The organism is Marinicella meishanensis, from assembly GCF_019931145.1.
Taxonomy (GTDB): domain Bacteria; phylum Pseudomonadota; class Gammaproteobacteria; order Xanthomonadales; family Marinicellaceae; genus Marinicella; species Marinicella meishanensis.
The window spans coordinates 276,262-296,358 of the sequence record NZ_JAIOUV010000003.1; the positions used below are offsets into that span (position 1 = coordinate 276,262).

At 51.9% G+C, this 20,097-nt stretch carries 19 protein-coding genes; 4 read left to right on the forward strand and 15 right to left on the reverse strand.

The window, feature by feature from the left end; all coding sequences use genetic code 11:
• The first annotated feature begins 18 nt into the window (after nucleotides 1–18).
• The gene (locus tag K7G70_RS06105) at nucleotides 19–447 is read left to right on the forward strand and encodes a hypothetical protein (protein ID WP_223787722.1); all 429 of its coding nucleotides are present in this window, start codon (nucleotides 19–21) and stop codon (nucleotides 445–447) included.
• Between the two features lie 17 nt (nucleotides 448–464).
• On the opposite strand, the gene K7G70_RS06110 is transcribed toward K7G70_RS06105, so the two are convergent.
• From K7G70_RS06110 to K7G70_RS06125, 4 genes are all read right to left on the reverse strand, one after another.
• Nucleotides 465–1,280 carry a hypothetical protein gene (locus K7G70_RS06110; RefSeq protein ID WP_223787723.1) on the reverse strand — a complete coding sequence of 272 codons (816 nt, stop codon included), beginning with the start codon at nucleotides 1,278–1,280 and terminating at the stop codon, nucleotides 465–467.
• A 121-nt stretch (nucleotides 1,281–1,401) separates the two neighbouring features.
• A complete protein-coding gene (locus K7G70_RS06115; RefSeq protein WP_223787724.1) occupies nucleotides 1,402–2,808 on the reverse strand; it encodes an alpha/beta fold hydrolase in 1,407 nt (468 codons plus the stop codon).
• Nucleotides 2,783–4,045 (reverse strand): amidohydrolase, encoded by a 1,263-nt coding sequence (locus tag K7G70_RS06120; protein ID WP_223787725.1) that lies wholly within the window; start codon nucleotides 4,043–4,045, stop codon nucleotides 2,783–2,785. Before K7G70_RS06120 ends, K7G70_RS06115 begins: the two co-directional genes overlap by 26 nt.
• 32 nt (nucleotides 4,046–4,077) lie before the next feature.
• Nucleotides 4,078–6,192 carry a prolyl oligopeptidase family serine peptidase gene (locus K7G70_RS06125; RefSeq protein WP_223787726.1) on the reverse strand — a complete coding sequence of 705 codons (2,115 nt, stop codon included), beginning with the start codon at nucleotides 6,190–6,192 and terminating at the stop codon, nucleotides 4,078–4,080.
• Between the two features lie 158 nt (nucleotides 6,193–6,350).
• Here K7G70_RS06125 and K7G70_RS06130 point away from each other — a divergent pair, with 158 nt between their 5' ends.
• Entirely contained in the window at nucleotides 6,351–6,848 is a 498-nt protein-coding gene (locus K7G70_RS06130; protein WP_255589897.1) for a peptidylprolyl isomerase, read from the forward strand.
• Nucleotides 6,849–6,972: 124 nt separating this feature from the next.
• Here the strand turns inward: K7G70_RS06130 and K7G70_RS06135 are convergent, their stop codons facing one another.
• The 4 genes from K7G70_RS06135 to gcvT form a co-directional block, all read right to left on the reverse strand.
• On the reverse strand, nucleotides 6,973–7,518 hold the full coding sequence (locus K7G70_RS06135; protein WP_223787727.1) for a DUF2937 family protein: 546 nt from the start codon (nucleotides 7,516–7,518) through the stop codon (nucleotides 6,973–6,975).
• A gap of 79 nt (nucleotides 7,519–7,597) precedes the next feature.
• Entirely contained in the window at nucleotides 7,598–8,956 is a 1,359-nt protein-coding gene (gene gcvPA, locus K7G70_RS06140) for an aminomethyl-transferring glycine dehydrogenase subunit GcvPA (RefSeq protein ID WP_223787728.1), read from the reverse strand.
• A gap of 18 nt (nucleotides 8,957–8,974) precedes the next feature.
• A complete protein-coding gene (gcvH, locus tag K7G70_RS06145) occupies nucleotides 8,975–9,367 on the reverse strand; it encodes a glycine cleavage system protein GcvH (protein ID WP_223787729.1) in 393 nt (130 codons plus the stop codon).
• A 3-nt stretch (nucleotides 9,368–9,370) separates the two neighbouring features.
• Nucleotides 9,371–10,441 carry a glycine cleavage system aminomethyltransferase GcvT gene (gene gcvT / locus K7G70_RS06150; protein ID WP_223787730.1) on the reverse strand — a complete coding sequence of 357 codons (1,071 nt, stop codon included), beginning with the start codon at nucleotides 10,439–10,441 and terminating at the stop codon, nucleotides 9,371–9,373.
• An 80-nt stretch (nucleotides 10,442–10,521) separates the two neighbouring features.
• Between gcvT and K7G70_RS06155 the strand changes: the two genes are divergently transcribed.
• Both K7G70_RS06155 and K7G70_RS06160 read left to right on the forward strand, forming a co-directional pair.
• On the forward strand, nucleotides 10,522–11,043 hold the full coding sequence (locus K7G70_RS06155) for a cob(I)yrinic acid a,c-diamide adenosyltransferase (RefSeq protein ID WP_223787731.1): 522 nt from the start codon (nucleotides 10,522–10,524) through the stop codon (nucleotides 11,041–11,043).
• A gap of 2 nt (nucleotides 11,044–11,045) precedes the next feature.
• The gene (locus K7G70_RS06160) at nucleotides 11,046–11,771 is read left to right on the forward strand and encodes a DUF2971 domain-containing protein (RefSeq protein WP_223787732.1); all 726 of its coding nucleotides are present in this window, start codon (nucleotides 11,046–11,048) and stop codon (nucleotides 11,769–11,771) included.
• A gap of 297 nt (nucleotides 11,772–12,068) precedes the next feature.
• On the opposite strand, the gene K7G70_RS06165 is transcribed toward K7G70_RS06160, so the two are convergent.
• The 7 genes from K7G70_RS06165 to purB form a co-directional block, all read right to left on the reverse strand.
• Entirely contained in the window at nucleotides 12,069–12,449 is a 381-nt protein-coding gene (locus K7G70_RS06165) for a hypothetical protein (RefSeq protein ID WP_223787733.1), read from the reverse strand.
• 62 nt (nucleotides 12,450–12,511) lie between these two features.
• Nucleotides 12,512–14,032: a cryptochrome/photolyase family protein gene (locus tag K7G70_RS06170; RefSeq protein WP_223787734.1), complete on the reverse strand. Its 1,521-nt coding sequence runs from the start codon at nucleotides 14,030–14,032 to the stop codon at nucleotides 12,512–12,514.
• 205 nt (nucleotides 14,033–14,237) lie between these two features.
• Entirely contained in the window at nucleotides 14,238–14,390 is a 153-nt protein-coding gene (locus K7G70_RS06175) for a DUF2256 domain-containing protein (RefSeq protein ID WP_223787735.1), read from the reverse strand.
• Nucleotides 14,387–16,906 carry a serine/threonine-protein kinase gene (locus tag K7G70_RS06180; protein WP_223787736.1) on the reverse strand — a complete coding sequence of 840 codons (2,520 nt, stop codon included), beginning with the start codon at nucleotides 16,904–16,906 and terminating at the stop codon, nucleotides 14,387–14,389. Before K7G70_RS06180 ends, K7G70_RS06175 begins: the two co-directional genes overlap by 4 nt.
• Nucleotides 16,903–17,430 (reverse strand): ECF-type sigma factor, encoded by a 528-nt coding sequence (locus K7G70_RS06185; RefSeq protein ID WP_223787737.1) that lies wholly within the window; start codon nucleotides 17,428–17,430, stop codon nucleotides 16,903–16,905. Before K7G70_RS06185 ends, K7G70_RS06180 begins: the two co-directional genes overlap by 4 nt.
• A 95-nt stretch (nucleotides 17,431–17,525) precedes the next feature.
• Nucleotides 17,526–18,668 carry a cupin domain-containing protein gene (locus tag K7G70_RS06190; protein WP_223787738.1) on the reverse strand — a complete coding sequence of 381 codons (1,143 nt, stop codon included), beginning with the start codon at nucleotides 18,666–18,668 and terminating at the stop codon, nucleotides 17,526–17,528.
• The gene (purB, locus tag K7G70_RS06195) at nucleotides 18,640–20,007 is read right to left on the reverse strand and encodes an adenylosuccinate lyase (RefSeq protein ID WP_223787739.1); all 1,368 of its coding nucleotides are present in this window, start codon (nucleotides 20,005–20,007) and stop codon (nucleotides 18,640–18,642) included. The genes K7G70_RS06190 and purB overlap by 29 nt, the downstream gene beginning before the upstream one ends.
• Nucleotides 20,008–20,097: the final 90 nt, after the last annotated feature.

The following is a 20,097-nucleotide window of genomic DNA, read 5'->3' on the forward strand; positions in this document are numbered from 1 at the left end:
TTTCAGGCCTCCAGAACCATGCAATTGACCATTCAGTATGCGGTGCGCGACTACCTGGCTGCCGCCCGGTATAAATTCAAACGGGTGACAGCGGACATCAAACGCCGCGGTCAGTGTGTGGCTTTTGTGGTGATGAGGCTGATCCAGCCCTTCGTGCTGTTGGTTCTGGGGGTGCGTGCCTGGCGGGGCCGGTTGCGACCCACTTACTTTTTTGAATTCACTGAGCAAGGTGTGGACATCGCCACCGCAAGCAGCCAAAAATTCATGTCCAGGGAACGCTTTGTGGCCTATCACCTAACCACCCCCCAATTCATGTTGTTGGAATTCAATGTGGCGGATGATCCAGACCCGCATCACCTGCTGTTTCCCAGCCGCGTCATGTCTGGCGACATCTGGCAGCAATTGAATGCGCTGTTCGTGGCGCAACAATTACCGCAATTGACTTGAGGCTTTTTGGTGTTGCATCACTGAAAACATTCAAAATTACCCTGAAACAACAAATCGGGGTCGTTGTTGACCGACAGTTCCTGACACACTTCAAAATTGTATAAAGTGTCATCGCCACTGCCAAAACCGACCCGCACCGCATCCACATAGCCCAAAAAGCTGTTGTTCCAGCCGGATCCCACGCCAACGTTGACCCCGATGATGTAGGTGTTGGCGGTTAAGGTAATCTGCGGATCGCCGGGCTGGCCTTGTGGGGTGCCGTTGATCCAATCAGCCAGTGTGGCATTGAAGTTTTGGATCACCCCGGAGCCTTGTGCGCTTTGTGAGACGAAGACCCAGAAATTGTCTTCCATCATGTTGACGATTTCCCAACTGTCACTCAGCGGTGGGTTGTAGCCATTGTAAACCCCTTCCCATACCAAAATGCCCAGCACGTCATCAGCAAGGTTGCCGACGGTGCCGGCATCGTCATAAAAATTCAAACGAAACACCGGGGTCAGGTGGGGAGCGGTGGTGCTGGCTGAATCCCGGTACCAGGCATAATTCAAGTGTGTGATGTTGCCAAGGATGCGGTCAGGGAAATCAATCACGCTGGTCGATTCTTGCCACAGGTATTGATAATCGGCTTTGTCCTGTCCGGGGGTCATGGTGTCGGTGGCAAACAACAAGGAACCATCGCCAAACAGCGGCTGATTCTGACTGTGTTCGACCATCGCATCATCACGCACATTGACCGCTTGCCAACCTTGTGGATCCGAGGGGGTCACCTTCACTTCGTCAAACGCCAGCGACGTTGAGCACCAAAACAACAGGACCAAACCACAGATTTTCATGTCATACCCCAAAAAATGAATGCCCTACCTAACTTAAACTTTGGTTCATCACTTGGCAAGACTGCCGCGCCATTTTTGTCTCAATAAGCCCAAAATTCTGCGCTCAGGGCGGCACGAGGGCTCACTCATACAACAACACATGCAGCAGGTTGTCCTGGAAGGTCAGGTTTTGGGTCAAGCGCAGGTGATCTTCACAAACAAACACTGGGTACTTGATGTGGATGGTTTTGCGGGTTTGGTGGGTCACCGGATCATGCACTTGTCCCAGCAAAGACGCTTTGCTGACTTGACCGTCACCCGGTCTGAACAGCCAGGAATGCTGTCGTTTGCGGACCTCATGTGGATCCGCCAGCTTGACCGAATCAAGCAAGTTGATGCCCTGCTCATCTTGGCTGACGACCAAGTGATTCAAAGTGTCTTTGCAATCGCCGCCCATGATGATGAAACCTTCGTGTTCAATTTCATGGGCAGGCGACAAGGACAACCAAAACAATTTGGCCCTTTGTAACTGGTGAACGAAAAAATGCTGCAGTCGGGACACCTGGTCCTGTCCAGCGCCCTCATCTTCGGCATTTCTGATGATACGCTGTTGCACTTCTGGGTCATAAATTGACCACTGATTTTGTTGCCAAAACAAGGGATCAAAATGGTCCAAATCAAGGGTTTCGCCGGCATCATCAACGGCCCATGGGTGCCACGGGTGCGGCAACAATTGATACACGGTGGGCATCGTCACTTGCACCTCGACCGGGATGTTGCGCAGGTTGAAATCAAAGCCCCGTTGTAGGCGTTTGATTGATTTGACTGAGCCCAGTTGCGGAGTCCCCAGAAAAATCGCATGGCGGACCTTGTGGGCCTGTGACAGGTGTTGAAAATTGCTCTGTTTGTCTTGGCGCTGATCGGCGGCCAAGGTGGCGAGCACATCGCGTGAACCAAACCGTTGGTAGTATCGCAAGATCAAGCCGCCCATGGAATGGGCCACCACATCGACGGCCTCGACATCACTGTGCTTGGTCAAAATTTGCTCGATGAATGCCGCCAATTGGGCGGCACTGGCGACGTTGTCCTGACGCCAATCATAATGGAACACATACAAACTTCGGTGTCCCAGCTGTGGGTCATTCACATCTCCCAACTGGTAGCCGCCATAGCTGGTTAAGGTCTCGATGATTTCGTCGTAAATGCCAATGCTGGAAAAGGCATCAAAGATGTCGTAGGATTCGATGTCAGGTGCCAAGACCGCGGTGCCCTCGGGGTTGATGGCGTTGGCCAAATGGTGGTAGTTGGAAAAGATCAATTGATTGATTTTGCCCGGCCACACTTCTTCGCCGGTGTCTTTGAAACGCAATTTGCTGCCCATGGTGCCATGAATCAGGACCAAGGGCGTGTGGCTGTGATCGGTGCCGTGTTGCTGGTACAGCTCAGCCAGATCGGGTTTTTCGCGGATTTGGCAGCCACCCAGCAGCACCAGGCAGGTGCTGATGAGCAGCCACCGAGAACCGTCAGTAGTCTTGTACCAACTGAACAAAGGCTTTGACCCCATAGAGCAGGGCGGTTTCATCGACAAAGAAAAGCGGTGAATGGTTGGTCGGTGCGCTCAAGGCATCCTGTCCTTTCGGTGTCACGCCCATAAAGAAGTACAAGCCCGGCACTTCATTGGCCAAAAAGGAAAAATCCTCAGCCCCGGTGATCAAGCCGGGATCCACCACTTGGTTGGCACCAAATACTTTGTGCAATGATGGCAGCATGCGTTCGCCCAAAGTGGGGTCGTTGACCGTGACCGGGTAGCCTTCATTGATTTTGAATTCCACCTCGGCTTCGTTGGCGGCGGCCACATGGGTGATGATGTTCTCGAGTTGTTGGTGGATGTTGTCCCGAATGCCCATGTCGAAATTGCGGATGGTGCCCACCATGGTCACATCATCAGGAATGATGTTGTTGCGGATACCGCCTTTGATGGCACCAAAAGAAACCACCGCAGGGGCTTTGGTCACGTCGGTGCGTCGGGACACGATGGTTTGCACAGAATTGATGATTTGTGCCGCGGTGACGATCGGGTCAATGCCGCTCCAGGGACGTGAGCCATGGGCTTGTTGGCCAATGATTTTCAGTTCAAAGTCATCCACCGCAGCCATGTAAGGTCCGGTGCGGTATAAGGCCACGCCGGTGTTGGCATTGGAGGTGACGTGGATGCCAAACACGGCTTCGGGTTTCAAGTCGTCAAACAAGCCCTCTGCCAGCATCAACTCGGCGCCGCCTTCCTCATCTCCTGGGGCCCCTTCTTCGGCCGGTTGAAAAATGAACATCAAGGTGCCTTTGAGTTCGGCTTTGTTTTTGGCGAACACCGATGCGGCGGCCATCAACATCGCCACATGGGTGTCGTGACCACAAGCGTGCATCACCCCCACCGTTTCGCCGCGATACTCGGCAGTGACTTTGGAAGCGAACGACAAGTCGACCTGTTCGGTCACCGGTAAGGCGTCCATGTCAGCCCGCAAAGCCAGCACGGGGCCGGGCAAATCGCCGCGCAAGATGCCCACCACACCGGTGAATGCGATGCCGGTTTTGACTTCCAGGCCCAAGTCTCTGAGGTGTTGTTCGACATAGGCCGCCGTTTTGAATTCACGGTTGGACAATTCTGGGTTTTGGTGGATGTAGCGGCGCCACTCCAACAAGTCACTTTCCACGTCGTTGATGTCTTGTTGCCAGTCGGCCCAGACAGAGGTGGCGATCAGGGTGGTTAACAGCGCAAAGATGGATTTCATGGTGACCCTCTGATTGGTTGTGTTTAAGTGGCTCATTGGTCACCGCCCAACTGCAGCCACAAATAACTGTACATCAAGGCCCGCAGATAGGCCGACTGGTTGTTGTTGGATGCGCCGCCATGGCCCCCTTCGATGTTTTCATAATAATAATACGCGTGGCCCATGGCTTCCATCCTGGCGGCCATCTTGCGGGCATGCCCGGGATGCACCCGATCGTCCCGGGTGGAGGTGGTGAAGAACACTTTGGGGTATTGCTGGTCTGCTTGCAGGTTGTGGTAGGGTGAATAGGTTTTGATGTAGGCCCATTCCTCTGGGATGTCGGGGTTGCCGTATTCGCCCATCCAACTGGCGCCAGCCAATAATTGGTTGTAACGTTTCATGTCCAGCAGGGGGACTGCACAAATCACGGCGTTGAACAAATCGGGGCGCATGGTGAACACCGCACCAACCAACAAGCCGCCATTGGAGCCGCCATATATACCCAAATGGGCCGGAGAGGTGATGTTTCTGGCAATCAAATCCTCAGCCACGCCAATGAAATCATTGAAGGCCACGTGGCGGTTTTCCTTCAAGGCCGCCTGGTGCCAATCTGGGCCATACTCACCGCCACCACGGATGTTGGCCACCACATAGACGCCGCCATCTTGTAACCAGTTGGTGCCCACGGTGGCAGAGTAGTTGGGGCGCATGGACACTTCAAAGCCACCATAGCCATACAACAGGGTGGGGTTGTTGCCATCGAGCACCAAATCTTTGCGCTTGACCACATAATAAGGGACTTGCACGCCGTCATCGGCGGTCATGAAATACTGCTCCACTGTGAGGTCTGCGGCATCAAACCAGGCTGGCAACGATTTGATGGCTTCCGAGTCACCGGTCTGGGCGTTGTAATGATACAAAGTAGATGGGGTCAGGAAATTGCTGTAGTTGATGAACACCTCATCATTCTGATCACTCGACCCAGAGACAGACATGGAGCCAAACTGGGGCAGGTCCAAACGTTGGCTCTGCCATTGTCCGGCCTGATAACTTTTCTGGTAGATCACCGAGCTGACGTCTTGTAAGGTGTTGATCAGCACCTTGCTTTGGGTGGTGGTCACGGCACTGATGGAGGTTTTGTCATCCGGTTCCATCAGCAAAGTGAAGTTCTGGTCTCCGGCCAGGAAATCTGAAAAATCGATGGCCAACAAGCTGCCTTGGGTGAATGGGTGATCTTTGGGCTGCCAATCTGATTTCAACTCAAAAATGGCTTGGCCATTGATCAGCCCTGAAAAGCCAATGTCTTTGGGCAAGGCCAATAATTGGGGTTGGTCTTGTGCATTCAACACGAACCAATTGCGGGTGTAGAAGGTGTCGGCTTGGATGATGAAGCGGTAAGATTCGTCGCCATCATGAAGCACGGCAGGGTACACGCCCACGTCGGCTTGTTCGCCGGTAAACACCGTTTTGGCAGCCGCCAAGTTGGTGCCCCGCTGCCACAGTTTGGTGATTTTGGGATACCCTGAATCGGTCAAGCTGTCCGGGCCAAAATCGGTGCCCACCATCAAGGTGTCCATGTCAACCCAGGCCAGGGCGCTTTTTGATTCTGGCAGATAGAAGCCATCCTCGACAAAAGCTTGCTGGTTCAAATCGAATTCTTTGACCACAGTGGCATCGGCCCCACCGCGGGACAAATTCACCAAACAGCGGTCATAAGCCGGATAGCGGCAAGACATGCCTTTGTAAACCCAGTTTTCGCCATCGGCTTCAGCCAAGGCATCGACATCCAGCACCGTTTCCCATTCAGGCTCGGCTTGTTTATAGGAAGCCATGGTGGTGCGCCGGTAAATGCCACGCACGTGGGTCTCGTCACGCCAAAAATTATACAAATAACCGTTCATCTGGGTGACGTAAGGGATGCGGTCTTGAGAATTGTAGATGGCTTTGTTGTTTTCGTATAAGGGGGCAAATTTGGGATGGGACTCAATCACTGCCAAGGAACGTTGGTTGCGTTCTTTGACCCAGTCAATGGCGGCTTCACCCTCGACGTCTTCCAGCCAGAGGAATGGGTCCTCGGCGTTGCTTGGTGGGTCTGATTTGATGCTGGCCGGTGGCTGACAGCCCGCCAGGCACAACAGCGCAGCGAACAAAAACAAGTGTTTGGTCATAGGGATCCTCTTGGTCATTTATTATGGGAGGGTGGGGTTCACCCAACGCTTGGCCAATGATTATAAGCCTTGCGCTGGTGTTTTTCACGTGAAAAGATGCCTTGAAATGAAGCCATTGGTGCTTATATTGAAAGCTTTCAATCACAAGAGAGTAGATCATGGCCATCACAGCGACCATCAAAACCAACAAAGGTGACATCAACCTGCAATTAACCGACGACAAAACCCCGGTCACCGTGGCCAACTTTGTCAACCTGGCCAAAAATGGCTTTTATGACAACTTGACCTTTCATCGGGTGATTCCGGATTTCATGATCCAAGGTGGCTGCCCCATTGGCACCGGCACCGGTGGTCCCGGATACCGGTTTGAAGATGAATTTGATGCCTCGCTGAAACACGACCAGCCTGGCGTGCTGTCGATGGCCAATGCCGGCCCAGGCACCAATGGTTCTCAGTTCTTTGTCACCCACGTCGCCACCCCCTGGTTGGACGGTAAACATTCGGTGTTTGGCAAAGTGGTGTCGCCGGCAGACCAAGACGTGGTCAACTCAATTGTCGGTGGTGACAGCATCGAAACCATTGAAATCTCAGGTGACGTTGATGCGCTGTTGGAAACCCAAGCCGATCGGGTCAAAGAATGGGGTGATTACATCTGATCTTGAGCTGCATATGGGTTCATAAAAGCCGGTTTTTTACACCGGCTTTTTTTGTGGATTGAAGATCCCCAGAGAGCTCATGCGTCAATGACCGAATGAATGGCCTGCCTGGCAAGCATCACAATCAATGCTTCAATTTGGGTGTTTGGCGCCGAACTGGTGATGGTTGGGCTTTTCGGCGGCGCCTGAGCACCGCTCCAGGGGCTTTGACCACGCCATTGAACAACAGAGAAAACAACACCCCACCGACCAAACCATAACCCCAGGCCCACAGGTTGATGGGCACCCCGGGGGCAAAGTTCTGTGCGGTGCCACGGGCCAGGTCCATGCGCATGTGGGTGAGGAAATAGGGCACTTGGTACCACAGGGGTTCTTCTTCAAACACCGCCAATTCATGTTTGATGGCGGCGGTTTGGGCGATGCGTTGTTCCATTTGGCTGGCTGATTCGGCCACCGCTGGGTCGCTGTTTTGTTGCAGGCGCTGGATGTAGGCACTCAAGTCACCGGCAAAATGTTGATCGGCAATGGCTTGGTACTCTTTGATTTGTTGTGCCTGGGAGTCATGGTAACCACCCATGCGCTGGGTGTATTGGTCGATGAAGTGAGGCAGTTGCAGAAACAGCATCACCCCTACGGCAAAAAATATTTTGTCCAACAGATTTTTGATCATCTGAACATTTTAGCATCATTCCTCCCACAAAAAAGCCGACCACGGGTCGGCTTTGTCAAATTTAATTGAACCCTTGGAATCAGAGGCAATCTTGCAGGGCTGCCACAAAATCATCCAGGTCGCCTGCCGTTTTGGTTTCGGTCACACACAACAGCAAAACCTGACCCAGTTCAGGGTACTGCGCTGAGATGTCGACCCCAGCGACGTAATCTTTGGCCGCCATTTGGGCGATCACATCAGCGGCATTGGCATCGGTCAAACGCACCACAAATTCATGGAAGCCCGCACCGTCAAATACCAGCTCCAGACCGTCAACCCCTTGCAGTTTCAGCTTCAATAAGTCGGTGTTGTGGATGCAGTTGGCCGCCACATTGCGCAAGCCGGTGGAACCGAGCAAGGACATGTAAATGGTCGAAGCGGTGACCATCAAGCCTTGGTTGGTGCAAATGTTGGAGGTGGCTTTGGCGCGTCTGATGTGCTGTTCACGGGCTTGGTAAGTCAACACAAAGCCTTCCTTGCCATCCAAATCGGTGGTCATGCCAACGATGCGACCAGGCATGTTGCGCACAAACGGTTCTTTACAGGTTAAAAAGCCATAGTAAGGTCCGCCAGAAGACAAGGGCACACCCATGGACTGGCCTTCACCACAGCAGATGTCGGCGCCTTGTTCACCCCAATTGCCTGGTGCCGACAACAAAGCCAATGACATCGGATTGACCAAGCCAATCACCAAGGCCCCTTGTTGGTGGGCCCAGTCAGTCAGGCTGTGCACGTCTTCATACAAGCCAAAATAATTGGGTTGTGGCACCACCACTGCGGTGATGTCCTGATCGGCAAAACTGTGCAGGTGCTGGTGGTCGACCAAACCGGTTTCGGCATCATAATCCACTTCGATGATGTTGATTTCCTGATTCTTGACGATGTTGTTCACCACCTGGGTGTACACCGGGTTGATGTTTTTCGGGATCAGGATGTTCTTGCCTTTGCTTTTGCGGTTGGCCCTGACCGCCATCAAAATGGCTTCGGCCAAGCCCGAAGAGCCGTCATACAATGAAGCGTTGGACACGTCCATGCCAGTCAGGTGTGCCATCATGCTTTGGTATTCATAGATGACTTGCAAGGTGCCTTGCGCCACTTCCGGCTGATAGGGGGTGTAGGCCGTGTAAAACTCGCCCCGTGTGGTCACTTGCCAGACCGCGGCCGGGATGTGGTGTTCATAGGCGCCGGCGCCGGCAAAGCAGGTCGGTGTGCCGTCTTGTTTGGCCAGTTTGTTGATGTGGCGAGTCACTTCCATCTCGCTCATGCGCGGTGGAATCTGGTCCAACTTGTTGTGCACCAATTCAGGTGGGATTTCGTCAAACAGCTGGTTGATGCTGTCCACCCCAATGGTGTCCAACATGTCTTTGATTTCTTCTTCGGTGTGGGGTATGAATGGCATGGCAGGTCAATCGTTCAATCAGTCTTCGTCGGCGATGGAGTTGCGGTAGTCTTCGGCACTCAACAAAGAACCGATGTCCGCATCTTCACCCAATTCGAGTTCAAAAATCCACCCGTCATCATACGGTGAATCATTGATCAGTTCCGGGGTGTCTTCCAGCGCATCATTGACCGCGGTCACGGTGCCCACCAACGGGCAGTAGATGTCTGAAGCGGTTTTCACCGATTCCACCACACCGCACTCATCTTCTTGGGCATAGGACTCGTCCACTTCTGGCAATTCCACAAACACAATGTCACCCAGTTGCGCTTGGGCAAATTCGGTGATGCCCACGCGGTAGACCCCATTGCCCAAATCTTCCAGCCACTCGTGCGAAGCGGTGTATTTCAAATTATCTGGTACGTAACTCATAATTCAATCCTCAATCAATGATTTGCCATTTCTGACAAATGGTAATTTCACGGCTCGACAAGGCAAGCTTTTGTTTCTGATTTGTACTTCTATGGCATCCAGCTCGATGTCTTTGTCGACCACAGCCATGGCAATGGCTTGTTCGGTGGTGGGTGAGTAACCACCACTGGTGATGATGCCGCTGTGGCCTTGGCCATCAGACACAGGTTGGTCATGGCGCAGTATGCCGCGGCCATTCAGCACCAAGCCCACCAGTTTTTTGTTGACGCCGCTGGCTTTTTTCTCTTCCAGGGCCATGGCGCCATTGAACTCCAGGTTGTCTTTGCGGATGGTCCAGGCCAAACCACATTCCAGTGGCGTGATGTTCTCGTCCATGTCCTGACCATACAGGTGCATGCCGGCTTCCAGGCGTAAGGTATCTCGGGCACCCAAGCCGCAGGGTTGTACGCCGCCTGCCAATAATTGGTTCCACAGGTCCTCGGCTCGTGCGGCCGGCAGAATGATCTCCACCCCGTCCTCACCGGTGTATCCAGTGCGTCCCACGAACAGCTGCTCATTGTGCGCCGCATAAAACCGTTTGGTGTCGCTCAAATCCAAGTCGAGCAGGGGTTGGATGGTGGCCATGGCTTGGGGCCCTTGCACCGCAATCATGGCGGTGTCGGCCTGTTCTTGCATGGTGGCATCAAAGCCTTCGATTTCTTGTGAAAACCAGGCCAGGTCTTTTTCGCGGGTGGCGGCATTGACCACCACGCGGTAGGCGGTGTCAGAGATTTTGTAGGTGATCAGGTCGTCGATCACCCCACCTTGGTGATTCAGCATGGTGCTGTACAAGGCTTGGTTGGTGAATAATTTGGTGATGTCATTGGCCAACAACTTGTAGAGGAAATCGGTGGCTTCTTTGCCGGCGACATCAATCACCGTCATGTGGGAGACATCAAACATGCCCACCGCGGTTCTCACGGCATGGTGTTCTTCGATTTGCGAGCCATAGTTGATGGGCATTTCCCAGCCCCCAAAGTCGACCATTTTGGCCCCCGCTTGGCGGTGGGCGGCATTGAGTACCGTTTGCTTCATTTTGGTGAATAAAGTTTGCAAAAAAACTGGTCGAACTATACTCTAAAGAACTCACTCACTTCAACCAAAGTTTCAGGATTATGACAAGAATTTACACCCGCAGCGGAGACCAGGGCGAAAGTGGCTTGGTCAATGGCCAGCGATTGACCAAGGCCGACTTATTGTTTGATGTGTTGGGCGATGTCGATGAACTCAATGCCCAGCTGGGAATGATCCGGGCCTTGTGCGCCGATTCAACCGTTGATCAACAACTGTCCAAAGTGCAGCACAAACTGTTTGATTTGGGGGCCCAAGTGGCGCAATACAAAGACAACAACCTCGAAGCGGGAGACATCACTGAACTGGAACACTGGATCGATGCCTGGCAAGCGCAATTGACCCCATTGAAACAGTTCATTTTACCGGCTGGCAACCAAGCCGGCAGTGCCGCGCACCTGTCCCGCAGCATTTGTCGCCGGGCCGAACGCAAGGCCTGGCAAGCCCATGTCAAGCACACCATCGAAGCCGAAGTGATGCAATACCTGAACCGGTTGTCGGATTATTTGTTCGTGTTGGCCCGCGTGCTCAATGGCGGCAATGAGGTGTTCTGGCAACCGGATTGACAATGACTAATCGTCCAAAAACAATATTTAAGTATTCTTGTATTGATGAGTATTTCCTAGAAAATATATCAAAGAATCAACTGTACTTTAACTTTCCAAGAAATCTAAATGATCCATATGATTGTTTAATACCAACTATTTTTGAAGAAGTTTCAATCCAAGATATAGAGGAACAGAAAGAGAGGTTTCCTGAATTAAAAGAGTTCTGTTCAGGTTTAGTCAAGGAATCACTTGAAACTGAGGCTAAATCAACTTTAGAAAACTATCACAATAGTTTTGCAGATAACTCAGGAATTACTTGTTTCAGTGAAAGAAGTAATAATATTTTGATGTGGTCACACTATGCTAATAACCATAGTGGGGCTTGTATTGAATTGTCTACTGAAAGTGAATTATTTAGGGTCTTCAATAAAGTTAATTACACAAAACTAATTCCTAAAAAAGATTTACTAAGGTTTTTCAATTCAGAGTTATCAATTCATGAAGTAGTTAATCACTTTATAACCAAATTTGATGCATGGGAATATGAAGAGGAATGGAGGCTGTTTGTTGAAGAAGGTGGACAGCCAATTAGCTATCCAGCAGATTCTTTGAAATCAATTTATTTTGGTTTAAGAACTGAAATCAGTGATATTGAAAAAGTTGTCAGACTTGACTTAAATGTAAAACTATTCAAAGCCAAGCTTAGTGATAAAGAATTCGAAATAGATTTTGAACAATTAAATTAACCCGTCATCCTGCGACATGATCGCTAGATCCAGGTGGTGAAGACCTCAGTGAGGTAAACCCTCTACACTACCACAGTCCATCGAACCTGGATTGTCCGGTCTCGATCTCTGATCCAGTCTCGATTCTATGACTGACATCCCTGTCAGCCAAGCCGGACAATGACGGTGTATTGGATGTTGGTCGTGCCACATCATGACGGTGCGTAGGAATGCGATCAAGCCGGACAAAGACGATTCGAAGGCAGGCAGTCAATTCGCATTCTGATGGCGTGATGGCGTGGTTACCGGTGGGAATGGCTATGGTTGTCTGGCATACTGCCATTGCAGCCAACCAAACCAGCCGACGATGATGGCCACCAAGCCCGCGGCGGTGATGCCGTCCAACGCTGTGATCCATTGTTGACTGAGTATCAGGGCGGCGGTGAACAGCACCCACAAGAAGTCACCGATGGCAATCAGTTTGATCCAGCTGCGTTTGGGCTCGGCTTGTTGACTCAACCACAACAACACCATGCCATACAAGTTCAACACCACCCCCAAAGCCAGAATAACGATTTTCGGTGCCGGCGCGGTGGGGCTCAAAAACAAGATCACGGTATCGGGCAAAAACACGAACATGGCACCAAACAACAAACAATTGAGGCCATTGAGTTGTAACACGGTTTGGATTGAAGTCATGGAATACGGGCTGATGAATGGCGTTTTATTGTAGCGGGTTTACCCCGAAGTTGTGAAGAGCCTCAAGCTTCACCGGTTTTGGCATCCAAGCCATCCAGGTATTCACTCGCTGCATTGAGGTGATTTTGTTGGGTGCTGGGATTCATGCGATCCCAAGTTTTCAACAACATGCCAAGGCGGGGGTTGGCTGCAAAAAAATCCCGCTGCCGGTGCATGAACCGCCAGAACAAACCATCCCAAGTACGGCGCCATGAGGCGGCTTGTTTGCCCCCGGCAAAGTCGCTCATTTTCAACACATAGTTACTGGAGCTGATGTAGGGTTTGGTGGCCATTAAGCCGCCGTCGGCGAATTGACTCATGCCATAGACATTGGGCACCATGACCCAATCATAGGCATCAATGAACAGTTCCATAAACCATTGGTATACGGTATCCGGATCGAATTCGCACAACAGCATGAAGTTGCCCAGAATCATCAAGCGCTCGATGTGGTGACAATAACCGGTGTCCAACACTTTTTTGATGGTCACATCCACCGGCTCAATGCCGGTGTTTCCGGTATAAAAAGTCGCGGGAATGGGGCGCTTGAAGCCCCAAAAATTGCGCGTCCGTTGCCGTCGCCCCACGGTTTCATACAAGCCGCGAATGAACTCCCGCCAACCAATGACTTGTCGCACAAAGCCCTCCAGTGAATTGAGTGGGATGTCGTGCTCTTGGGCATAAGACAGGCAGCGATTGATCACGGTTGTGGGCGACAACAAGCCCACATTCAGCATGGGGGTTAAAACACTGTGGTGTAACAGCAACTGTTCTTTGACCATCGCGTCCTCATAGGGTCCAAACTCGGCAAACCGTTGCCGCAGAAAATCATCCAACCATTGTGCAGCGGATTCAGGGGTGATTGGATAAATGGCGGTAAAACCATGTTGGGCGGTCAGGTTGCCCAAATGATCTTGGAAGTGTTGCTTGACGTAGGCTGTGGCCTCTTGGTGGTGGGCCGTCGGTTCAGGCCACTTGATCGCCGGTGGTTGTTGCTCCTTCGGGTATTTTTTGCGGTTCTCTTGATCAAAACTCCATTGCCCACCCAGCGGCTTGCCTCGGTCCATCAACAGATTCAGCCGGCGCCGTTGTTGCTGGTAAAACTGGTGGTGAAAAAAGTGGTCTTTCTCGGTGCGAAAAAAATCTGCCAAGTCCTCTTGGTTGTTGATGAACAAGGGGCTGGGCAAGACCTGGCGCTCGATGCCATGGGTGTTGCAGGCTGCACTCAATTGACGCTCTACCCAGTCATCGGTGCTGTCGATGGTTTTGATGCCTTGGTATCCAGCAGCGGCCAGTTCGCTGATCAATTCATTGATCTGTGAACATGGGTTATGGGCCTCGATGTAGGTGAAGTGGTTAACCCGGTTTAAGTTGGCTGCGGCAAAGGCCTGCATGCTGGCCCGGTGAAATGCGATTTTTTGTTGGTGAAATGGGTATTGGGTGAAAAACAGGCTGAGCTCGATCAACCAACAATCGGCATCGGTTGCAATCAAAGGGTGGTCTTTGAACAATTGGTGTGGAAAAATCAGGTGGGCCACTTTCATCGGTAAAGTCTCATGGGTCAAGTTTCATGGGCAAGGATTGATGGGCAATGAAATCATGGTGCATTCACTCGGGGCGGCCTGTGATGCCGCTTGGTCATGGATCGTTTCCATGTATTGACAGCCACCGATTTTTCTACATGCCCAGTGAAAGTCCAGTGAATAGCTGCCGGTTTCGTGGTCGTTGGTGGCAGGTGTCTGAGTGCTGTCAGCTGGTTGGTTTGGTTTGTTTGTTGCGGCGGCAGTGTGCCGAACAGTAAATCACCTCATCCCAACAGTGCCGCCACTTTTTGCGCCAATTGAATGGCAAACCACACACCGGGCAGGTTTTTTGCGGTAGATGGGGTTTATGGTGGCTCATGAGCCGCTTTGGGTTGACAGTTCTGCCAACAAACGTTCACCCAGTTCTTGGTAGTACTCGCCGTCCTCATGCATGGTGTACATGTTGGGCATGGCTGTTTGCAACAAGGCCAAAGCCTCGTCATCACGGCCCTGGTTGTGGTGAATGTGGGCCAGCAGCACCTGCATTTCGGCCACCCGATACACATACAATCCCTGCAGCAGACCAAACACATGGATGCTGTTTTTGATGTTGCGTTCGGCCGCTTCGTAATAACCCAAGTCGTTTTGTAAATGGCCAATGGCTTTGTAATAAAAGGCCACTTTGCGTTCTTCGCCCAAGCCGTTGTCGACCATGATTTGAATCGCGCGGTTGTACAAAGCAAAGGCCTGATCATAATCTTCCATATTGGAATACACATGGCCCAAGTTGTAGATGGCGTTGCTGGTGTTCGGGTGACCCACACCAAAGTACTTCTCACTGATGGCCAGTGCTTGGTTTTGGTACTCAATGGAGGCGGCATAATCGTTATACTGCATGGTGTTCCAGCCAATGCCTTTCAGTGGGCCGACCAGGGAAATGTGCCGGTCCCCATACACGCGTTGGTTGATGGCCAGGGCTTTTTTGAAGTATTCGGTCGATTGTTCAAATTCATTGTGGCTGCGGTGCAGCGCCGCGAATTGCATGTAGACCTGGCTGTTTTTCAACAGGTTTTCATCGCTTTGATCCAATTCCACCAGACATTGATCCAATTCACTGAATTGCAAGGCTTTGGGCTTGTCATGGAAGTACAGGTCGTAGTGGATCAAACACAATTCAGTGAAGTGGGGGTCTGTGGGTTGCGCCTGTTGCATCAAGCGCAGAGCCAGTTCGGTCGCATCATCACTGAGTCCTTTGCGTGACCAAGCGTTTAATTGCAGCATGTCCTTGCGCAATTGTTGTTCAGCTGATGTGGTGTCAATCTTGGGCAGCAAGGCCAATAAGGCATCCAAATCGTTGGTGGAAAACAGGATTTTAGCCTGCAAAAATTGCCAATCGCTGCGGTTGTCCGCGGAGCTGTTGTTGATGGCCAAATCGACCATATTTTGGGCTTGGGCAAAGGCGCCCAAATGGTGATGCACTTCGGCCATGGCCAAGGACAAGTCATTCAACAAGGCCGGTTGATCGGCATACTGTTGGGTGATCAATTGCGTGGCTTGATCCAAAATGTCGGTGGCTTTGATGGCTTCACCCAATGTTTGGGTGGGGTCGGCGTTTTTGAACGCCATGATGAAGCTGTCACTGAGCACCTGGGCTTTTTGCTGTTCCAAGCGGGATTGTTGGTTGGCTTGATGGATTTGCTGGGCAAACCAGGCAGAGACCAACACAAACACCCCAACCACTGAGAGGGGTAACCAGTTGCGTTGACAAAACTTTTGGCTGCGGTACAACCAGTTGGGTTTGCGGGCCAGCACCGGTTTGTTTTGTAAATATCGATCGATGTCGTCTATGAACTCCTGTACCGATTGATAGCGCTCTGATGGTTTGACTTGCATCGCTTTGAGGATGATGGCATCCAAGTCACGATCCAGTGCGATTCCGGCTTGTTGCGCCCGCAGGGAGGGCAACTGCAAGTCGCCTTTGGTGACTTTGGCTTCGAATTGTCCCATCGACAGCCGTTGCAAGTCATGGGGGCGAGATCCCGCCAACAGTTCATACAACAACACCCCCATTGAGTAGATGTCGGTGGTGGTATTCAGTGGTTTTTTCTGCAGTTGTTCAGGACTGGCATAGGCCGGGGTCATCACCGCCAGTTGGGTCTGGGTTTTGAATTGATTGTGCTTGGAGAGGATTTTGGCGATGCCAAAATCAATCAGCTTGACCTCGCCTGAATCGGTGACCAACACGTTGCTGGGTTTGATGTCGCGGTGAATGATCAGGTTTTGGTGGGCGTGTTTCACGGCTTCGCACAACTGCAAAAACAGGTCCAATTTGTCTTTGGTTTTGTGTCCTTGACAATGTTTGGTGATGTCCATCCCAGGGGTGTAAGCCATCACCACAAAGGGGGTGCCGTCGGCCAAATAGTCGGTGTCAATGAAATGGGTGATGTTGGGGTGGTTCAGTTGTGCCAGGATGTGTTTTTCTTGGATAAAGCGTTTGTGTTCGGCGGCATGGATGTCCAAGCCGTGCAGCACTTTGATGGCCACTTGTTCGGTGAATCCCTCATGGGTTCGTTCGCACAAATACACCGAACCCATGCCCCCATCACCGATTTTCTCAATGATGCGATACCGGTCATGGTTGAAGGTCAGCTCCGCAGGGGCCACGATGTTGCGGCCGTCAGCTTGGGTGTGTAACAAACGCAAGATGTGGTGTTCGATGGTCACCGTGCGTTCATCAGCCAGTTGCTGGTGGCTGTTGAGCAAGGTCAAAACGGTTTGCAACAAGGCTTCGTCAGCACCGCATTCTTGCTGCAACCAAGCCGTCATTTCATGATCTTCAAGGGTCAGCAACTGCTCAAAGACCTGTTGGGCCTGTTGCATCAGGTCCAAGGTCATGTGGTCTCCGACAAGGCGCTCTTCAGCCAGGCTTTGGCAAAGGTCCATTTGCGGTTGAGCATGGTGGCATTGTGATGCAACACCTGGGTCATTTCTTGGATGCTCAAGCCGGTGAAAAATTTCAGCTGCACCACTTCGGCAGCCAACGGATCGATGTCATGCAGGCGATTCAGTTTGTGGTCCAAATCCAACCAGTCAACAAACCCTTCGGGTGCGGGAAATTCAAGTGCCATCTCTTCATAAGACAGGTCATCGGGGGTGCCACCGCGCTTGAGGCTGATTTTTTTGCGGTACCGGTCCACCAAAAAGCGGCGCATGCTGATGGCAAAGGCCTGCATGTAGCGATTCTTGTCATGCCATTTATCGGCATCTTCTTTGACCAGGCGCAAATACCCCTCGTGCACGATTTCGGTGGTTTGCATCGTGTGATTTCCCATGCGGTAACTGCGGGCGATTTTTTTGATGGTGTCCATCACCTGGGGCAGCATGTCATGGTGTGCAGGTTGGTTGGCGTCTGGCTGCATGGTCCTTGAGTTGTTTTGTGCTGATAAGGATAGAAGAATGCAACGCCATTTTCAATCTTTGTGGCCGAAAAAAAGTGAATGTCCGACGGGTCTGGTTATGCGGCAGGTATCAAAGCTTGGCTGTCGATCAGCTGTTTGAGCAAGCGTTGGGTGGCCACCCGGTCTGGGTCCAAATGCTGTAAGGACTCCAGGCTGAACTGTGTTTGGTTGCAAATGGCTTGGGCCAGTTCCAGGCGGCAATGAAACACCTCACCATTGACAAACAATTGGGCTGGGTGCTGGCTGCTCTGATGGTAAGCAAACACACTGAAAGGGCTCTTTTGCCAAGCCGTTTGGTTGGTATGGGGTGGTTGTGCGGCCCAGGGTGCCTCGTCCAACAAACGATAGCCGGTGACCAGCTGCCCGAACCAGCTGGCCAAGGCCTGGTCATCGGCCGCGGCCAATTGCTGTAATTGCTTTCTGAGGTATTGGATTTCGTGGGCGCCAATGTCGGCGTCGTTGGCCAGCTGGGTCACCGCATCCCGAAAACGCTGGCTTGCAGGCAGCTGTGCGCTGTGCTGTTCCACCGCTGCCTGCAGCACTTCGGCAGCCGACGGTGCCCTAAGGCCGATGGAACAGGTCAGGCAATCGTCAGAAGTGGCGATGCCGTGGTGGGGAATTTCTGGGGGTAAGTACAACACATCACCTGGCTGCAGTTCATGGCTGACTTGGGGTTGGTAACCATCAATCACGGCCAGCTCACTGTCAGCCACCAGCTTGAGATCGCGCAAGGGTTGGTGGTCGTAAGCCCATTGGCGGGTGCCTTGGACTTGCAGCAAAAACACATCGTAATGATCGGTGTGGGCCCCGACCGAAGCCCCGGTGGGGGCATAGGACATCATCAGGTCATCAAAGCGCCAATTCTTTATGAAGGGAAACCACTGCAGGATGTGACCAGCAGGTGGGTGCCATTTTTCTATGTCAGAAACCAATAAGGTGGGTTGGCAATCGGCCACTTCGTCCCAGGCTTCGGGGTCATCATAGATGGCTTGGTAGTGTCGCCCGTCTTCGGTGTAAACAATCCTTGATTGCACATCGGGCTCAGCGGCCAGCTCAAACAAGTCCGCTTGGCTGGGCAAGCAGGACAAGTCTATCCCAGTGTTGGTGAATAAATAGGGCGCTTGCTGCCAGTGCTTCAACAAGAAGTCACTGGCAGTGATCGCTTGACCATCAAAGACGTTTGGCTTGTTCTGGGGCATTGCCGAGGTAATTGGCTGGGGTCATTTGCAACAGACGTTGTTTGGCTTCATCGGGAATGTCCAGACCTTGGATGAAGGCTTGCATTTGCGCTTGATCGACCCGCTGTCCCCGGGTCAGCTCTTTGAGTTTTTCATAAGGGTTGGCCACCCCATACCGCCGCATCACGGTTTGAATGGGTTCGGCCAACAGTTCCCAGTTGTGGTCCAGGTCATGTAACAACATGGCTTCATTGATGGCCAGTTTGTTCAGGCCTTTGGCCAAAGCCGCCCAGGCAATGGCCGCATGGCCAAAAGCCGTGCCCAAGGCCCGCAGTACGGTTGAATCGGTCAGATCCCGTTGCCAGCGCGAGACCGGCAATTTTTCTGCCAAGTGGTGCAAGGTGGCGTTGGACAAGCCCAGGTTGCCCTCGGCGTTTTCGAAATCAATCGGGTTGACTTTGTGTGGCATGGTGGATGATCCGATCTCGCCGGCCACGGTTTTTTGGGTGAAATAACCGTTGGAAATGTAGCCCCAGACATCCCGTGCCAGATCCAATTGGATGGTGTTCAGACGGATCATGTTGTGGCACAGTTCAGCGACAAAATCATGCGGTTCAATTTGTGTGGTGAACGGGTGAAACTCCAAACCCAAATCACTGATGAAGTCGGCTGAAATTTGGGGCCAATCCAGTTCCGGGTAAGCGCTGTAATGGGCATTGAAATTGCCCACCGCTCCGTTCAGTTTGCCAAACAAGGTGATGTGGGCCAGTTGATCCAGCTGGTACTTCAGGCGAAACACCACGTTGGCCAATTCTTTACCCATGGTGGTGGGTGAGGCCGGTTGGCCATGGGTTTTGGCCATCATCGGCATGTCGGCATAAGCCATGGCCATGTCCGATAATTGTTTGATGAGGCCTTGGATGGTGGGGATGAACACTGTGTCCCGGGCGGTTTTCAGCATCAGCGCATAACTCAGGTTGTTGATGTCTTCTGAGGTGCAAGCAAAATGCACGAACTCTTTGATTTGACTCAACTCAGGGTGTGCTTCCAGTTGGTTTTTGATGTAATACTCAACCGCTTTGACATCGTGGTTGGTGGTGGCTTCGATGTCTTTGACTTTTTGCGCTTCGGCGGGGGTGAAGTTGTCAAAAATGGCCATCACCCAATCAATGTCCTTGGGGCCCATGGTTTTGACTTCATCAATGCCTTCGGTTTGGCTCAAGTGAATCAGCCATTTCAGTTCAACCAGCAGGCGATGGCGGATCAGGCCATACTCACTGAAAATGTGGCCAAATTGTTTGGTTTTGCTGTGGTAGCGACCATCAACCGAAGTGATGGCAGTCAGTTCTGAAAGTTGCATGCGCTGCGCTTCTTGGGGAAAGCGGCATTATAAGGTTTCACTGGCTTGAACACAAACCATCTGCCGGTTCATTGTGCCAGATCTGGGGTG

Excerpts from the sequence above, each read along its gene's own strand:
- K7G70_RS06105 (WP_223787722.1), top strand. The coding sequence starts at position 19 with ATGCAATTGACCATTCAGTATGCGGTGCGCGACTACCTGGCTGCCGCC.
- K7G70_RS06110 (WP_223787723.1), bottom strand. The coding sequence starts at position 1,280 with ATGAAAATCTGTGGTTTGGTCCTGTTGTTTTGGTGCTCAACGTCGCTG.
- K7G70_RS06120 (WP_223787725.1), bottom strand. The coding sequence starts at position 4,045 with ATGAAATCCATCTTTGCGCTGTTAACCACCCTGATCGCCACCTCTGTC.
- K7G70_RS06125 (WP_223787726.1), bottom strand. The coding sequence starts at position 6,192 with ATGACCAAACACTTGTTTTTGTTCGCTGCGCTGTTGTGCCTGGCGGGC.
- K7G70_RS06130 (WP_255589897.1), top strand. The coding sequence starts at position 6,351 with ATGGCCATCACAGCGACCATCAAAACCAACAAAGGTGACATCAACCTG.
- K7G70_RS06135 (WP_223787727.1), bottom strand. The coding sequence starts at position 7,518 with ATGATCAAAAATCTGTTGGACAAAATATTTTTTGCCGTAGGGGTGATG.
- gcvPA (WP_223787728.1), bottom strand. The coding sequence starts at position 8,956 with ATGCCATTCATACCCCACACCGAAGAAGAAATCAAAGACATGTTGGAC.
- gcvH (WP_223787729.1), bottom strand. The coding sequence starts at position 9,367 with ATGAGTTACGTACCAGATAATTTGAAATACACCGCTTCGCACGAGTGG.
- gcvT (WP_223787730.1), bottom strand. The coding sequence starts at position 10,441 with ATGAAGCAAACGGTACTCAATGCCGCCCACCGCCAAGCGGGGGCCAAA.
- K7G70_RS06155 (WP_223787731.1), top strand. The coding sequence starts at position 10,522 with ATGACAAGAATTTACACCCGCAGCGGAGACCAGGGCGAAAGTGGCTTG.
- K7G70_RS06160 (WP_223787732.1), top strand. The coding sequence starts at position 11,046 with ATGACTAATCGTCCAAAAACAATATTTAAGTATTCTTGTATTGATGAG.
- K7G70_RS06165 (WP_223787733.1), bottom strand. The coding sequence starts at position 12,449 with ATGACTTCAATCCAAACCGTGTTACAACTCAATGGCCTCAATTGTTTG.
- K7G70_RS06170 (WP_223787734.1), bottom strand. The coding sequence starts at position 14,032 with ATGAAAGTGGCCCACCTGATTTTTCCACACCAATTGTTCAAAGACCAC.
- K7G70_RS06175 (WP_223787735.1), bottom strand. The coding sequence starts at position 14,390 with ATGAGCCACCATAAACCCCATCTACCGCAAAAAACCTGCCCGGTGTGT.
- K7G70_RS06180 (WP_223787736.1), bottom strand. The coding sequence starts at position 16,906 with ATGACCTTGGACCTGATGCAACAGGCCCAACAGGTCTTTGAGCAGTTG.
- K7G70_RS06185 (WP_223787737.1), bottom strand. The coding sequence starts at position 17,430 with ATGCAGCCAGACGCCAACCAACCTGCACACCATGACATGCTGCCCCAG.
- K7G70_RS06190 (WP_223787738.1), bottom strand. The coding sequence starts at position 18,668 with ATGCCCCAGAACAAGCCAAACGTCTTTGATGGTCAAGCGATCACTGCC.
- purB (WP_223787739.1), bottom strand. The coding sequence starts at position 20,007 with ATGCAACTTTCAGAACTGACTGCCATCACTTCGGTTGATGGTCGCTAC.